This is a genomic window from Furfurilactobacillus milii (assembly GCF_021654115.1).
GTDB classification, from domain to species: Bacteria; Bacillota; Bacilli; order Lactobacillales; family Lactobacillaceae; genus Furfurilactobacillus; species Furfurilactobacillus milii.
Map to the genome: position 1 here is coordinate 305,521 of NZ_JAIWJF010000001.1, position 14,465 is coordinate 319,985.

Below are 14,465 nucleotides of genomic sequence, written 5' to 3' on the forward strand. Positions count from 1 at the left end.
TGGCAATGTAAAAACGATTTAGGGTGACTGATAAACGTCTTAGATGGTAAAATTTGCGTATCCTGAGACAATTCAAAATGAGAGGTGCCAACATGCATATTGGTAAGCAGATTCAGTCTCATCGTCAGCAACTAAAATTAACCCAAGATGAGCTTGCCGAGAGACTATATGTGTCGCGACAAACGATTTCCAACTGGGAAAATGGGCGACATTATCCAGATATTGAAAATCTGCTATTGCTTAGCAATCTATTTGACACCTCTCTAGATGAATTAGTGAAAGGAGATGTGGCGGTGATGCAACATAAAGTGTATACCGACAAAACAGATCGTGATGTGAAATGGATGTTTGGATTGACGGCTGCTGGGTTTATTGCGATAGTGCCATCGATGTTCTTACCAAGAGGAGGATGGGTGCTTCTAGCTCCCGGATTTTTCTTCATTGCGGCTTTCCTGGTCAGTTGCCATATAGATTATCTAAATCACAAAGCTGATGTGCACACATATAAAGAAATTATCGCTTATATGAATGGCGAAAATGTTGATCAGTTACGCCAGCAACGTAATCGGTGGCGTGATGGATGGGACAAAACAAAAATTGCCCTGGCCTTCACGCTGGGTTGTGTAATCTTAGCGTTTGTTGCTATGGTTCCATATTTTATTTATCGTTTTATAGTTCAGTTAGGTTGATTATTGATTGTCGAACTTTTCAATTTTCGAAATCTCAAAAAAATCGTTGACGCGCTGAACTGAAATGGTTATGCTTACTTTCAGTTAGTCATGGGCTAATAAATTTTAAGCAAAAGGAGTGCCAAACATGTCATTAAAACAATTCTGTTGTTGTCAAAACTGTTTATCAACCAAGTCGATGACCATGGTGAACAATGTCTGTTGACACAGCGGGATTTCTTTAATGACGATGGCACGCTAGTTTGGAGTTTGGCGGTCAACGTAAAAAAAGAATCATGTGACAACGCATTTTGTCCATTCGTGGATAAGATGCGTTTTTTGTGTATACTGGACGGATTTAAAAATATTGTCGTTCATGTTTCACTGATGCAAATCTTATCCACATCAATTAATAAATTTGAGGGGTATGACAAGCATGAAATTACTTTTAGAGCGACGTGGACGAGTTCTCACGTTAATGACGGTATTGCTGGCACTTATGGCATTGGTACTAACGGCATGTGGCAAGAAAAACACTAGCAGTGATCGGCAGACCCTTAAACTGTCGGCCCAAGCACCACTAGATACAATTGATTTGTCTAAAGCTACTGGTTATGGTCAAACCGGTAACGTATTCGAGAGCTTTTATCGGTTAGGCAAGAAGGGCAGTCTTACGCCCGGTTTGGCAAAATCCGCAGAGGTTAGTCAGGATGAGAAAACTTACACTTTTCATTTGAGACCAAACTTAAAATGGAGTAACGGCGACACGCTGACTGCAAAGGACTTTGTTTATTCATGGCGCCGTACGTTAACACCATCGACTAAGTCACAATACGCTTATTTGTTTGACGGTATCAAGAATGCTAATCGTGTAAATGCTGGTCAAGCATCTGTTAAATCGTTGGGGATCAGTGCACCGGATAAAAACACGGTTGTTGTGCAATTAGAGCGGCCAATTGCGTATTTTAAACTATTGATGGCGTATCCGCTATTTGCACCGCAGAACCAACGAATCGTTGATAAATATGGTAAGAAGTATGCCACCTCTTCAAAGTATATGGTGTACAGTGGTCCGTTTAAGATGACGGGTTGGAACGGCACCGGCAACCGTTGGCAGTTCGTCAAGAACAATCAGTACTGGGATAAAAAAGTCGTTAAGTTGCACAAAATTACGTACCAAGTTATTGGTAACAACACGACTGGTGTAGAAATTTTTGATCAAAAGAAATTAAGTTTGACGTTATTGTCTAACCAGCAGGTTAAAAACTACAAAGATGACCCGCGATTCCGTCAGTATCCATATTCTTACATGACGTATTTGAAATGGAATTTTCATGATTCTGATGCCACAAATAACAAGGCAACAAATAATTTAAACATTCGCCAGGCGGTCGCGCTGTCTGTTAACCGGGCTCAGTTGACTGAAAAGGTTTTGGGTGATGGTTCCCGCGTGCCAACTGGGTTTGTTCCAGGTGGATTAGCCACTGATGCCAAGAACAAAAAGGACTTTGCTAGTGAGCAGAAAGTTGCCCACACAGTCGCTTATGAACCGGCATTAGCCAAGCAGAAGTTTGCCACAGGCTTGAAAGAAATTGATCAGAAAAAAATCACACTTACCCTGCTGTCAACAGACGACGATGGGACGAGCCCGATGGTGGCACAATTCCTTAAGAGCCAGCTTGAGAAAAACTTGCCCGGACTGACGTTGAATATTCGCTCAATTCCTTCTAAGGCTGCTAATCAGCAAGGCCAAAAGGGTGATTTCGATATCATGCTTTCGGGTTGGGGCGGTGATTTTAATGATCCAATTACCTTTTTACAAATCCCTCAGACAAATACGGCGTATAATTACGGTAAGTGGTCAGATACAAAGTACGATGATTTGATTGATCGCGCCCAAAATACAGACGCTAACGATTCTGAAAAGCGGTGGCAAGATCTGATTCAAGCCAGTCAATATTTAAATCAGGTACAAAGTTTCACACCACTGTATCAGGCAAACTATGCTTATTTGCAACAAAACAACGTTCAGGGAATCATTCATAACACAGCTGGTACTCAGTGGAACTACAAGTACACTAGTATCAAGTAATAAAAGTCTGGCAAATGTCGTGAATGATTCTCAATTATGTAACTGGATTTTTAAGGGTCCTGTGTGATAGTCTTGTTGATATTAAAAAGGATCTTTAAGTGGCATTGTAAATGGAGGAATCACCATGGCAGCAGACGTTAAACCACGTTTGATCGACGACCAGCTTTGTGTCGCCGTTTATAACGCGAATAAATTATTTAATCATTTTTATATTGAAACACTGAAGCCTTACGGACTAACATTCCCACAATACATTGCCCTATGCGTGTTATGGGAACAGGACAAGTTAACGGTCAATGAAATTGGTGAACGTGTCAGCTTGGACAGCGGTACTTTAACGCCGCTGTTACGTCGTTTGGAAGCCAATGGTTGGGTCAAACGGACACGGTCAAAGGTTGACGAACGCCAGGTTGTCGTTAAACTGACGGCTAAGGCGAAGTCCAAACGCGATGAAATTTACCAACATGTCACTGACTGTCAGGATTTGCTGAATTACGATGACGATACTTACGTAAACTCACGTTCAGCAATGTTTGATTTGTCAGATCGGTTAAAAGCTGTCGAAGGCGAAGATTTGTCCGCTAAGTAGTTGTTGTCGACAGTCAGAAATAAGTTATACAAAAACGCTGTGTAAGAAAATGGGTCACTAATGACTCATTGGCTTGCGCAGCGTTTTTTATGTGGAATCGAGTGGTGGGCGAAGTTGTTTCAGACTGCTACTTTTCAACTTTTTGTGACTACCCTTGAGGACTGATGGTAACGGCCTTATTTGATCGGTGTAATGTGATCCCCAAAATAATTAGCCACGCCACAGTAATTAAGAAGTTGCCCCAGCCGAATTTTGGAATTAAAGCGACTGCATTAAGACCAACACCGGGGATGAGGACTAACACAGTTATAAACGAGTTGGCTAGGCCAAGACTACTGGATTGACTGGCTGTATATACAGCAGCAAACGGCAATTTCATGCTTTGTCTAGCGATAATTTGAGAAATTAATAGCGAATAAAGCGTCGCATTAATATCCGTGATTATGGCCTGCCAACCAAGTAATGGGGTTAATAACACCGCAAGTAACAGCGCTTGTGGGATTAATAATCTAGCAACAACCATCCAAATAGTTGCTTGACGAAAGACCTGTGCATGAAACTCAGGAATAACTTTAAAAACATTCATAGCTTCGGGGGTACTACTGTATCTGAGGTTAATGATCAGTTGTGGAATACTAAAAGACATTGCGTAAACAGTCAGCGTTAGCCAACGATTCTGCAAAAGTGCTTCCCAATGACCGCCGTCGATACCGAATTCGACAAGAAAAACGAATACGATGACCACGGTGAGCCCTAAAACAGGGTATACCCGCAGATGGTAGTCTCGTTCTGTTTGGTTGAGCCGCCAGGCCAGGTTGAAATACTCGCGTTTGCGAAGGTTATGACGGTACGGCAAGGCCATTAATCGTTGCCAAACGCCAATACGTGGCGTTTTATCCGAATGAACGGCCAATTTTTCTAACATAACTTCAAATTGACTACTGATGTGAAGGTAGTAGGCGACACTTAAGATTAACCCCAGGATAGCAAAGCTGGTGAAGATGATTAGACTTGGCGTCCATGCGCTTTGCCACGCAGCTAATGGGGCGGCAAACCAAAACGGAAAAGCGATGACGCTCCACCAGTGCCATATTGGTGAAATCGTAAAACTGACATTGAGATTGTCCAGCAAGTTTGGCAACTGGGTGGCCGCATAGATTAAAATCATAAAAGCAACTTGAAAGACGTTAATCATATTGCGTAGCTTGTCACCATTAAACGTATGAAGAATGACAAAGTATAGCAATAAGGCAACAAATGATGTGAAGATTGTGAACAAAGCGACATCGATTAAAAACAAGATGGCAAATACTGGGGATGCTCGCCAAATCAATATTAGAAACGCCGGGCCAACAAGCAGAAAAGCGATAATGCCAACATAGTAGCTGATGTGAATCAAACGCGCTGCATTCAACGTTTGATTGTTAACGCCACGAACGCCAATAATCTGTCGATCTCGCGGATCAAGTAATATGGACGAAAAACTCGATAAAATAGTGGTGAATAATATCATGAAATAGGCGAGAAAAAAGTAGCACATGGCCGAAAATGAAGTTCCGAATAATAGCAATAGTCCAAAAATTACGCCATAGATACCGTAATACCACAGTGACCGTAAAAGCCCACGCGCAGTGGGAATCTCGTCATCTTGCTTAGTGTTGTTTGTTTTCATCTGCATAAAGACAGTGAAAAATGACGTGTCACGAGTATCGAGTAATAGCTTATATTTCAAAATGAGTCGTAGTTGCCTGTAATTGACATTGTGTTTGGCAAATAGTGATTGAAAGCGATCCAAAAAAACAAGTAGCCCACTTTCTTTGTTGGCTTTGCTTTTTTTATAGAGCATTTAGGACACCCCCAATACGTCAATGAACGCTTGGGCCTTTTCACCATGTTCTTTGAAACCGGTCATATCGTTGAACAACTGCTGGAGGGTAGTGTCAGCGCTATTAGATAGGTCGGCAAACGTTCCATGGGCTGCTACCCGGCCATCATGAAGTAATAAGATTTGGTCACTAACAGCCTGGACGACATCTAAAATATGAGACGAGTAAAAGATGGTTTTGCCTTGATCCCGAAGTTTACCCAAGATTTCTTCAATAATTAGGACAGTATTGGCGTCGAGCCCATTTAGTGGTTCATCCCAAAACAGTAAGTCGGGATTGTGTAGCAGACTCGCGATAATCAATACACTCTGCCGCATGCCTTTCGAAAAACTGCTGATGGGTTTATTGAAACTATCACCATTGCCCAAAATGGTGAGCAACTGTTGCGCTTTGTAGCGCGCATCCGCCTCCGTTAATCCATAGAGTTGTCCAATAAAACTAAGGTATTCGTTGGCGGTGAGCGCTTCGAAAATATCAGCATTTTCGGGTACATAACCGATTCGCTGCATAAGTGCATCACGTTGATCGTACAGCGACTGGCCTAAAATAGTTATCTCACCGTCGCTAGGTTCCTCTAGGCCAAGAATGATTTTTAAAGTGGTACTCTTACCAGCACCATTTTGACCGATATAGCCGACGATTTGACCCGCTGGAATTGCGAATGTCACGTCTTTTAGCACCTGATGATTTTCAAAGTGTTTGGCCACGTGGCTCAACGATAAAATATCTGTCATGTTAAACGCCTCCTCAAACATAATTTTTATCTTATTTTATCTTAAGATGACGTTTGAGTGGTAAAAAGCGGATTGGCTGGGCGATAATCTGAGCAGATTGAGTGACTTCAATAAGGCAGTAACCACGTTTCACGTGTAACAAAATTAATGAAATACAGATTCTCTGAATCAGGTTGCAGGTGCCGTTGGAAATGAACCATAAGGGAGTTTGTTCGCTAACCGATAAATATGAGATTGAATTTCAGCGAATACAAAATGCCATGTGCTAAAGTCGCCACAAAAAGTGGGGATGATAGACATGGCATTTTTGTTTAATTGGGCAGAAGTAGAGCCGGACGAATACGCAATGACAACGACTGATGGCAGTATTGTTGATTTAGGTGAACGAAATTATCTGCGTATCGATGGCAATGGGGATGAAGATAGCGTCGAATTTCGTCGTGATGCGGCCAGCATGATAGCACTAGGCGAGTTCTTGTCCGAGGCGCCGAAACATGATATCACGATTGCATCATTTCGCAATTTCGTTCATTATCCACTGATGGTTAACTGGTATGGTGATTTGCACGCGCCTCACGAACGTTTTCAGATGAGAATGAAACAACCTAACTTTATGCCAAATGAAGCTGTTACAGCGGCAATTGATCAACTACGTGGCAAAGTTCCCGTCGTTGGTGATGTAACCTATGAGCGATTTAAAGAAGGCCTGGAAGCGCAGGTGAGCCAAACTGGTCTAGCTACACCGGAATTGATTGAAAAATTACAAATGTTTATCGGCAATAGCCCGTTTGTGATTGAACATGGCGATGATTGGCACCGAGAGCTGTATTTGAACGATGTGTCGACGTTGCCACAATCTCAATGGCAAATTATTTTGCGCCAACAAATTAGCGTTGCTGATCCAGTAGCGGCGCGCAATTTCCCGATCATCACAAATTGACTTGGGATAATTTTCACATTGACAAACAATTTGAAAACTAATATCTTTATGCCAGTTGAATAAATCATTTCTTCGGGGCAGGGTGAAATTCCCGACCGACGGTGACAACAAGATGTTGCTTGACAGCTTGTTGAAGTCCGTGACCCGCGCAAGCGGTTGATGCAGTGTGAATCTGCAACCGACAGTACAGTCTGGATGGGAGAAGAAATTGGCGATGATCATTTGTGGCCGACCAGTTAAGTAGGCAGTCCGCTTTTTTAATTGGCGCAGTCTCAAAAAGATCATCGTTACAAACGTTGATGAAATTACTTTCATCAGGGTTTGTTTACCTAGGCAAATTTACCGCCCCGTGAATTTTTATATTCGCGGGGCGTTTTTTTGTAGAGTGATGCCGCAGCCTTCTGGGCGACAGGTGCACGTTTAGGTAGAGTGATGCCAAAGCTCGGGAAGAACCGAGCAATTTTCAACACATTTAGAAACGGGGTGGTTGGATGATACAGTCGGACTATATGGCTCAAGCGATTGCTGCAGCACGTTTGGGCACTGGTTTAACGTATCGTAACCCACTGGTGGGTGCCGTGATTGTGAAAAACGATCGGGTACTGGCCGTGGGACATCACGTTGGCTTTGGTCATGCCCATGCCGAAGTTGACGCGTATCAACATGTAACACACCCCGAAGATGTGATTGGTTCAACGATGTATGTCACTTTGGAACCGTGCAGTCATTATGGTAAAACGCCGCCATGTGCACACCAATTGGTGAAGTGGGGCGTTAAAGAAGTCTTTGTTGCGCAGCAGGATCCGAATCCCGTAGTTGGCGGCAAGGGCATTGCTTATTTGCGTGATCACGGTGTGCAAGTTCACATTGGCTTGCTGGAAGTGGCAGCTCGGCAATTGAATCGTGCCTATAACTTTTACTATGAGCACCAGCGACCACTGGTGACCGTCAAAGTTGCGCAAAGTTTGGATGGCAAATTGTCATTGAACGATGGTAAACGGACATATTTGACCGATACGGTAGCCAATGCTGGCGTTGATCACTTACGCGCGACACAGCAGACAATTTTGATTGGCAGTCAAACAGCAATCGATGATGATCCACGTTTGCTGATCAAAGAAAGAGTAACCTACCCACCTGTTCGCGTCCTCTTGGATCGCAGAAATCGGGTATCTCATACATCACGTTTATGGCAAACGAATAAGGCGCCCCTATGGCACTTTGTGACAGGGAAAGAGTCGACAACGGGTGTTGAAGACGACATTGAAGGCAAAGATACACGGCGAACTTTTATAGCGCCAGAGTGGTCGATTGACAAGGTTATTCAAACGTTATCGGATCAAGGAATTCAATCCGTATTAGTTGAAGGTGGCGCTCATATCCAAGATGCCCTTCTTCGCGCTGGATTGGTCGATCAGCTTATTATTTATCAGGTTCCGGAGCTTTTCGGTGGCCAATCACTGGCATCCTTCACCAGTAGTGCAAATTCAATGCGAATGAGATTTACCCCAGTGACGATGGAAAACTGTGGGAATGCCACTAAAATGACATTCATCCGATCATCGCTGGCATCGGATTGGGGGCTGGACTGATGTTTACTGGAATCATTGGTGGTCTTGGCGAGGTCACACGAATTCATCGCCAGAGTCATACCTTAATGTTAGAAATCACGATACCGTCGAATATTAGAACGGGTTTACAGCTGGGCGACAGTTTGTCAGTAAATGGCGTTTGTCTGACGGCGACATCGGTGAGTGACTCAAAGGTAATCCTTGATGTAATGCCAGAAACATTCAAACGAACGACGCTGTCCTCGATGAATATTGGTCAGACTGCCAATCTTGAGCGAGCGATTCCTGCAGATGGTCGGTTTGACGGTCATATCGTGCAGGGACACGTGGACGGCGTCGGCCGCATTATTCGAGAATGGCAGGATGAAAACGCACGGTTTGTTCAGATTCGATTGCCACAAGCGTTAACCAATCAAGTGGTGACCAAAGGGGCAATTGCCGTTGATGGCACCAGTCTGACGGTCGTTCAGGCGATGACTAACTGGTTCACTGTCAGTCTTATCCCACAAACACAGTCCGTTACTACCCTTGCGACTAAAAGAGCGGGTGCTGAGGTGAATATAGAAATCGACGTCATTTATCGCTACTTACAGAACATGAAGGGAGACCAACCACATGGCAACGCTTACTGAAAAAATAACAACAGCTTTAACGGCTTTGAAGCATGGCAAACTGATTCTAGTGGCCGATGATACCAACCGAGAAGCCGAAGGAGACTTGATTGGACTGGCCTCATTAGCAACGCCAGATTCAGTTAACACAATGACGAAATATGGTCGCGGCTTGATTTGCGTGCCCATGACAGTCGCAAAAGCAGCACAGTTAAACCTGTCTTTGATGACAATGGAAAACACCGAACATTTTCACACTGCGTTCACAGTTAGCGTGGATGAGCGTCACACGAGCACGGGTATTTCAGCATATGAACGCGCAACGACAATCCGCCGTTTGGGTCAGGTTGACGCGACTGAAGCTGACTTTGAACGACCAGGACACATTTTCCCGTTGATTGCCCGTGAAGGCGGTGTGCTTGTCCGGCGTGGACACACAGAGGCAGCAGTTGACTTAGCCCGTCTAGTAGGCGAGGAGCCAGCGACTGCGTATATTTGTGAAACATTAACCTCTGATGGTCACATGCGACGTTTGCCAGAACTAAAACAGTTAGCGAAGGAGTTAGGAATTCCGTTGATCACGATCGATGACTTGGCACGATATCGTTACTTAATTAACGACAGCGCAGTAACGGGTGACGTACGAGTTAAGCTACCCACACAGTATGGCGAGTTTACGTTAACCGATTATGAAAGTGCGACGGATAAACGTTTGCAATTGCTCCTTCATTCAACGAAGGCAAATGCGACTGATATTCCGTTAGTGCGTTTGCACTCGGAGTGTTTTACAGGGGATGTGTTGGGGTCCAAACGTTGTGACTGCGGCCAACAACTTACTACGGCGATGACTAAAATCGGTGCTGAAGGTGGTTACTTGTTGTACTTACGTCAAGAGGGTCGCGGAATTGGACTGAAAAACAAACTGCGTGCCTATCAGTTACAAGAACAGGGGCTTGATACCGTGGAGGCAAACGAACATCTCGGCTTTGAACCTGATGAGCGCGACTATGGGATTGCCGCAGCAATGTTACATGATCAGGGTGTCGACAGAATTCGTTTGATGACCAATAATCCAGATAAAATTGCTGGTTTACAAAAATATGGCATCGAAGTAGTTGAACGTGTGCCACTCGAGGTGTCTGTGTACGCCGAAGATCATGATTATTTAAGAACAAAGCAGTTTAAATTTCATCATGCTTTACACGTTGATTAAACGATATGTAAATTCAAAAAACGATTAATAGTGGAGGGCAAGAAAATGACAGTTTTTGCAGGGGAGTACTTAGCACATCCAGGTAAAGTTGCTATCGTCGTAAGCCGTTTTAACGAGGCAGTGACAGGAAAGCTGCTGGGCGGTGCACAAGATATGCTACATCGACACAAGGTAAACGACGATGATATTGACGTTGTCTGGGTACCAGGTGCGTTTGAAATTTCAGGGATGGTCAGGCAATTACTAGCAACAAATCGCTACGCAGGGGTAATTACACTTGGTGCGGTGATTCGTGGCGAAACTAGCCACTATGATTATGTTTGTAATGAAGTGGCCAAGGGCGTTGGTCAATTGGCTTTGAACAGTGATGTGCCAGTCGTATTTGGTGTATTAACAACGGATACTCTAGAACAGGCGCAACAGCGTGCTGGTGGCAAGGCTGGTAACAAAGGGAGTGACGTGGCAGCGGATATTCTTGAACTGATCGATCTGCACCAACAATTAGCTAATGTGTAGGTAATCTGTTGTTCACATGTGAATACAAAAAATCACGAGCCAACAGGCCTCGTGATTTACATAGATAACTATTCGGTTTGGTTTAATGCGGCCACAATGTCCGTTTCAAACTTCTCAGGTTTTGTCTGTGGTGCATAGCGTTTGATGACCTGGCCGTCACGACCTACTAAGAACTTGGTAAAGTTCCATTTTATTCGACCATGACCAGCAGCATCCTTTAAATAGGTGAATAACGGATCTTCATCGTCACCATTCACAGCTACACGCTTTGTCATCGGAAAGGTTACACCATAGTGAACTTGGCAGAAGTCATCCGTTTCTTCATCCGTCTCAAGCTCTTGGTGAAATTGATTTGACGGCAGGCCAAGGACATTGAAGCCCTGATCATGATACTGTTTATATAGGCTTTCCAATCCTTCTAGCTGTGGCGCAAAACCGCATTTGCTAGCGGTGTTTACAATCAAGAGAACTTGACCGCGATAGTTGTCTAATGGGATGGCTTGTCCGCTCATTTCAGTTTCCGAAAAATCATAGATTGATGTCATTAAATGCGCTCCTTTCTAATCGCTTGATAGTGTTACATCATTACTTGTGGTTATTGTGCGTCAATTTCATAAATAATGCGAGAATCGGGATTTTACAGTTTCGAGGATGGTACTGGACGTTTCACGTGAAACAGAGAAAATGGAAGTACCCTTACAAAATCAAGAATTGGACAAATATGGCAATATGCTTCCATTTGTCGAAAGGTAAATCATAGAAAAAGCCATCCCAAAAGAGGATGGCTTTTTCTATGAAACATCATTCTTTACGTTTGCGCATGCCGAAAATTGCTGAAACAATCAATACCAGAATTACCGCTCCAATAATGGATGGGAAGACTGCCATGCCGGCAAGCATTGGTCCCCAGTGACCGAAAATCATTTGACCGAGCCACGCACCGACCAGACCGGCGATAATGTTACCGATAATGCCTGCTGGCAAGTCACGATTTGTGATCATCCCAGCCACAACACCGATTAATCCACCAACAATAAGTGACCATAACCATCCAAACATAAGCATGCTCCTTTCTTATGAAAGCAATAAGGTTTTGCGTTGGTTTAAAGGTATCAAGAAATGATGAATAGCTCAATTTTTATGCTTAAAATAATTCACATTTGTGGTACGTTTACACTTGTGCTACATTCACAGATGTGATATAGTGATTATCGAAGGGAGGTTACCGAGAATGTCATGAAAATTGATGTGAAGACGTATTTGGTCGAGCATGACTTGACCATCTATGAGGTGGCTAAGCGCAGTGGCTATGGGTATACCACCTTACACAAGTCGTTTAATAAACGACAAACTGATGCGACCCCGCTGAACATAAGGGATCTTGATGCATTAGCGCGTGCACAGCACGTGCAAATGTGGGAAATCCTAAGGGATCTGGAGTCACATTATATGAACTAGCCTTTAAAGAACTTTGAACTGAAGCATTAGTACAGAGGAGGAAATTAAATATGGCACAACAAAACTTTTCTAACGATCCATTTGGCAACAACATGGACGATATTTTTAATCAATTAATGGGGAACATGAACGGCATTAACTCAGAATCACGTTATCTAGTCAATGGTCGCGAGATGACACCAGAAGAATTTGCGGAATACCGAAAGAATGGTCGTTTGACAGCGTCTGAACAAGGGCGTGGCAAACAGGCGGCTCAAAACGGAAAGAAGCAAGGTATTCTGGAAAAACTGGGTCGTAACTTAACTCAGGAAGCTCGTGATGGCAAGCTGGATCCGGTTATTGGCCGGAATAAGGAAATTCAGGAAACGGCCGAAATTTTAAGCCGTCGGACTAAGAACAATCCAATTCTTGTCGGAGATGCTGGGGTTGGTAAAACGGCCGTCGTTGAAGGATTGGCACAAGCCATTGTGAATGGCGATGTGCCAGCGGCCATCAAGGATAAGCAGATTTGGTCAATTGATTTATCTTCATTAGAGGCGGGTACACAATATCGTGGTAGCTTCGAAGAAAATATTCAAAATCTGATCAAAGAAGTTAAAAAAGCTGGCAATGTAATCTTATTCTTCGACGAAATTCACCAGATTTTAGGCACTGGCTCAACTGGTGGCGAAGATGGCGGCAAAGGTATGGCCGACATCATCAAGCCAGCATTGAGCCGTGGCGAATTGACAGTTATTGGTGCAACAACGCAGGACGAATACAGAAATACCATCATGAAGAACGCAGCACTTGCTCGTCGATTCAACGATGTTACGGTTAATGCACCTAGTGCTGAAGATACCGTGGCGATTCTGAAGGGAATTCGCAAGTTGTATCAGGATCACCACAACGTTGACTTGCCTGACGATGTTCTGAAAGCCGCTGTTGATTACGCGGTTCAGTACATTCCGCAACGCTCATTGCCTGACAAGGCGATTGACTTACTGGACATGACAGCTGCACACTTGGCTGCACAACATCCAGTTACTGACAAAGTTAGTTTGGAAGCACAATTGAAGCAGGCTGAACAAGACAAACAGATTGCCGCTGATAAGGAAGACTTCGAAGCCGCTGGTAAGGCAAAAGCCAAAGTTGATGCGTTAACCAAACAGTTGAAAGATGGTGGCCACGAAGAACGCCCAGTCGCAACTGTTAATGATGTCGCCGCTGCTGTTGAGCGATTGACTGGGATTCCGGTTTCACAAATGGGCGCCAGCGATATTGAACGGTTGAAGACCATTAACAAACGCCTTAAGGGTAAGGTTATTGGTCAGGATGAAGCGGTTGATATGGTTGCTCGGGCAATCCGTCGTAACCGTGCCGGTTTTGATGAAGGCAACCGTCCAATTGGTAGCTTCTTATTTGTTGGTCCAACCGGTGTCGGGAAGACGGAATTAGCTAAACAACTCGCTCTCGACATGTTTGGCAACAAGAATGCGATTATCCGTTTGGATATGAGTGAATACACGGATACCACCGCCGTTTCCAAACTAATTGGGACGACTGCCGGCTATGTTGGCTATGAAGACAACGCCAACACGTTGACGGAAAAAGTTCGTCGTAACCCGTACTCCATCGTGTTACTTGATGAAATTGAAAAGGCCAACCCACAAGTGTTGACCCTGTTACTTCAAGTTATGGATGATGGGCGTTTGACGGATGGTCAAGGGAATGTGGTTGACTTCAAGAACACCATTATCATTGCGACGTCTAACGCCGGCTTTGGTAACGAAAGCTTGAGTACCGATGAGAATCAGAACAAGAGCTTGATGGACAAGTTGGCGCCGTACTTCCGTCCAGAATTTTTGAACCGGTTCAACGGAATCGTTGAATTCAGTCATTTAACTAAAGATGACTTAGGTCAAATTGTAGACTTGATGATCGATGACGTTAACGCGACATTGGCTAAGAAGCAAATTACCTTGAAGGTAACGGATGACGCCAAAGCTTGGTTAATCGACCAAGGTTACGATGAAGCAATGGGCGCACGTCCATTGCGTCGAGTTATCGAACAACAAATTCGTGACCGCGTCACTGACTTCTATTTGGATCACTTGGATGCCAAACATCTGGAAGCAGATTTGGTTGATGGGGAAATCAAGATCAAGGATTTGGACAAAGACAGCGTTACCGAATAGTGTTTGACCG

The 14,465-nt window shown here is 44.0% G+C and carries 14 protein-coding genes and 1 riboswitch; of the genes, 10 read left to right on the forward strand and 4 right to left on the reverse strand.

Features of this window, described 5'->3' with window-relative positions; genetic code table 11:
• Positions 1 to 92: 92 nt before the first annotated feature.
• The 3 genes from LDK34_RS01280 (at position 93) to LDK34_RS01290 (ending at position 3,349) form a co-directional block, all read left to right on the forward strand.
• On the forward strand, positions 93 to 689 hold the full coding sequence (locus LDK34_RS01280; RefSeq protein WP_236941255.1) for a helix-turn-helix domain-containing protein: 597 nt from the start codon (positions 93 to 95) through the stop codon (positions 687 to 689).
• A gap of 415 nt (positions 690 to 1,104) precedes the next feature.
• Positions 1,105 to 2,760: a peptide ABC transporter substrate-binding protein gene (locus LDK34_RS01285; RefSeq protein WP_236941256.1), complete on the forward strand. Its 1,656-nt coding sequence runs from the start codon at positions 1,105 to 1,107 to the stop codon at positions 2,758 to 2,760.
• 124 nt (positions 2,761 to 2,884) lie between these two features.
• Positions 2,885 to 3,349, forward strand: a complete 465-nt coding sequence (locus tag LDK34_RS01290; protein ID WP_161000705.1) for a MarR family winged helix-turn-helix transcriptional regulator — start codon at positions 2,885 to 2,887, stop codon at positions 3,347 to 3,349.
• A gap of 148 nt (positions 3,350 to 3,497) precedes the next feature.
• Here the strand turns inward: LDK34_RS01290 and LDK34_RS01295 are convergent, their stop codons facing one another.
• Entirely contained in the window at positions 3,498 to 5,195 is a 1,698-nt protein-coding gene (locus tag LDK34_RS01295) for a hypothetical protein (RefSeq protein WP_236941257.1), read from the reverse strand.
• Positions 5,196 to 5,969 (reverse strand): ABC transporter ATP-binding protein, encoded by a 774-nt coding sequence (locus LDK34_RS01300; protein ID WP_236941258.1) that lies wholly within the window; start codon positions 5,967 to 5,969, stop codon positions 5,196 to 5,198.
• A gap of 298 nt (positions 5,970 to 6,267) precedes the next feature.
• Between LDK34_RS01300 and LDK34_RS01305 the strand changes: the two genes are divergently transcribed.
• The 5 genes from LDK34_RS01305 (at position 6,268) to ribH (ending at position 10,820) form a co-directional block, all read left to right on the forward strand.
• The gene (locus tag LDK34_RS01305; protein WP_236941259.1) at positions 6,268 to 6,909 is read left to right on the forward strand and encodes a hypothetical protein; all 642 of its coding nucleotides are present in this window, start codon (positions 6,268 to 6,270) and stop codon (positions 6,907 to 6,909) included.
• Between the two features lie 64 nt (positions 6,910 to 6,973).
• Positions 6,974 to 7,120, forward strand: a riboswitch (FMN riboswitch).
• 280 nt (positions 7,121 to 7,400) lie between these two features.
• Positions 7,401 to 8,501, forward strand: coding sequence for a bifunctional diaminohydroxyphosphoribosylaminopyrimidine deaminase/5-amino-6-(5-phosphoribosylamino)uracil reductase RibD (ribD, locus tag LDK34_RS01310; protein WP_236941260.1), 1,101 nt, complete (start codon positions 7,401 to 7,403; stop codon positions 8,499 to 8,501).
• A complete protein-coding gene (locus tag LDK34_RS01315) occupies positions 8,501 to 9,112 on the forward strand; it encodes a riboflavin synthase (RefSeq protein ID WP_236941261.1) in 612 nt (203 codons plus the stop codon). Before ribD ends, LDK34_RS01315 begins: the two co-directional genes overlap by 1 nt.
• On the forward strand, positions 9,096 to 10,304 hold the full coding sequence (gene ribA / locus LDK34_RS01320; protein WP_236941262.1) for a GTP cyclohydrolase II: 1,209 nt from the start codon (positions 9,096 to 9,098) through the stop codon (positions 10,302 to 10,304). The genes LDK34_RS01315 and ribA overlap by 17 nt, the downstream gene beginning before the upstream one ends.
• A gap of 45 nt (positions 10,305 to 10,349) precedes the next feature.
• A complete protein-coding gene (ribH, locus tag LDK34_RS01325; protein WP_236941263.1) occupies positions 10,350 to 10,820 on the forward strand; it encodes a 6,7-dimethyl-8-ribityllumazine synthase in 471 nt (156 codons plus the stop codon).
• Between the two features lie 68 nt (positions 10,821 to 10,888).
• Here ribH and LDK34_RS01330 read toward each other — a convergent pair whose 3' ends face one another.
• On the reverse strand, positions 10,889 to 11,365 hold the full coding sequence (locus LDK34_RS01330) for a glutathione peroxidase (RefSeq protein ID WP_236941264.1): 477 nt from the start codon (positions 11,363 to 11,365) through the stop codon (positions 10,889 to 10,891).
• A gap of 256 nt (positions 11,366 to 11,621) precedes the next feature.
• Positions 11,622 to 11,879: a GlsB/YeaQ/YmgE family stress response membrane protein gene (locus LDK34_RS01335; RefSeq protein WP_161000695.1), complete on the reverse strand. Its 258-nt coding sequence runs from the start codon at positions 11,877 to 11,879 to the stop codon at positions 11,622 to 11,624.
• Positions 11,880 to 12,056: 177 nt separating this feature from the next.
• Between LDK34_RS01335 and LDK34_RS01340 the strand changes: the two genes are divergently transcribed.
• On the forward strand, positions 12,057 to 12,278 hold the full coding sequence (locus LDK34_RS01340; RefSeq protein ID WP_017261307.1) for a helix-turn-helix domain-containing protein: 222 nt from the start codon (positions 12,057 to 12,059) through the stop codon (positions 12,276 to 12,278).
• Between the two features lie 50 nt (positions 12,279 to 12,328).
• On the forward strand, positions 12,329 to 14,455 hold the full coding sequence (locus LDK34_RS01345; RefSeq protein ID WP_236941265.1) for an ATP-dependent Clp protease ATP-binding subunit: 2,127 nt from the start codon (positions 12,329 to 12,331) through the stop codon (positions 14,453 to 14,455).
• Positions 14,456 to 14,465: the final 10 nt, after the last annotated feature.

Coding starts and splice junctions, on each gene's coding strand:
- LDK34_RS01280 (WP_236941255.1), top strand. CDS start 93: ATGCATATTGGTAAGCAGATTCAGTCTCATCGTCAGCAACTAAAATTA.
- LDK34_RS01285 (WP_236941256.1), top strand. CDS start 1,105: ATGAAATTACTTTTAGAGCGACGTGGACGAGTTCTCACGTTAATGACG.
- LDK34_RS01290 (WP_161000705.1), top strand. CDS start 2,885: ATGGCAGCAGACGTTAAACCACGTTTGATCGACGACCAGCTTTGTGTC.
- LDK34_RS01295 (WP_236941257.1), bottom strand. CDS start 5,195: ATGCTCTATAAAAAAAGCAAAGCCAACAAAGAAAGTGGGCTACTTGTT.
- LDK34_RS01300 (WP_236941258.1), bottom strand. CDS start 5,969: ATGACAGATATTTTATCGTTGAGCCACGTGGCCAAACACTTTGAAAAT.
- LDK34_RS01305 (WP_236941259.1), top strand. CDS start 6,268: ATGGCATTTTTGTTTAATTGGGCAGAAGTAGAGCCGGACGAATACGCA.
- ribD (WP_236941260.1), top strand. CDS start 7,401: ATGATACAGTCGGACTATATGGCTCAAGCGATTGCTGCAGCACGTTTG.
- LDK34_RS01315 (WP_236941261.1), top strand. CDS start 8,501: ATGTTTACTGGAATCATTGGTGGTCTTGGCGAGGTCACACGAATTCAT.
- ribA (WP_236941262.1), top strand. CDS start 9,096: ATGGCAACGCTTACTGAAAAAATAACAACAGCTTTAACGGCTTTGAAG.
- ribH (WP_236941263.1), top strand. CDS start 10,350: ATGACAGTTTTTGCAGGGGAGTACTTAGCACATCCAGGTAAAGTTGCT.
- LDK34_RS01330 (WP_236941264.1), bottom strand. CDS start 11,365: ATGACATCAATCTATGATTTTTCGGAAACTGAAATGAGCGGACAAGCC.
- LDK34_RS01335 (WP_161000695.1), bottom strand. CDS start 11,879: ATGTTTGGATGGTTATGGTCACTTATTGTTGGTGGATTAATCGGTGTT.
- LDK34_RS01340 (WP_017261307.1), top strand. CDS start 12,057: ATGAAAATTGATGTGAAGACGTATTTGGTCGAGCATGACTTGACCATC.
- LDK34_RS01345 (WP_236941265.1), top strand. CDS start 12,329: ATGGCACAACAAAACTTTTCTAACGATCCATTTGGCAACAACATGGAC.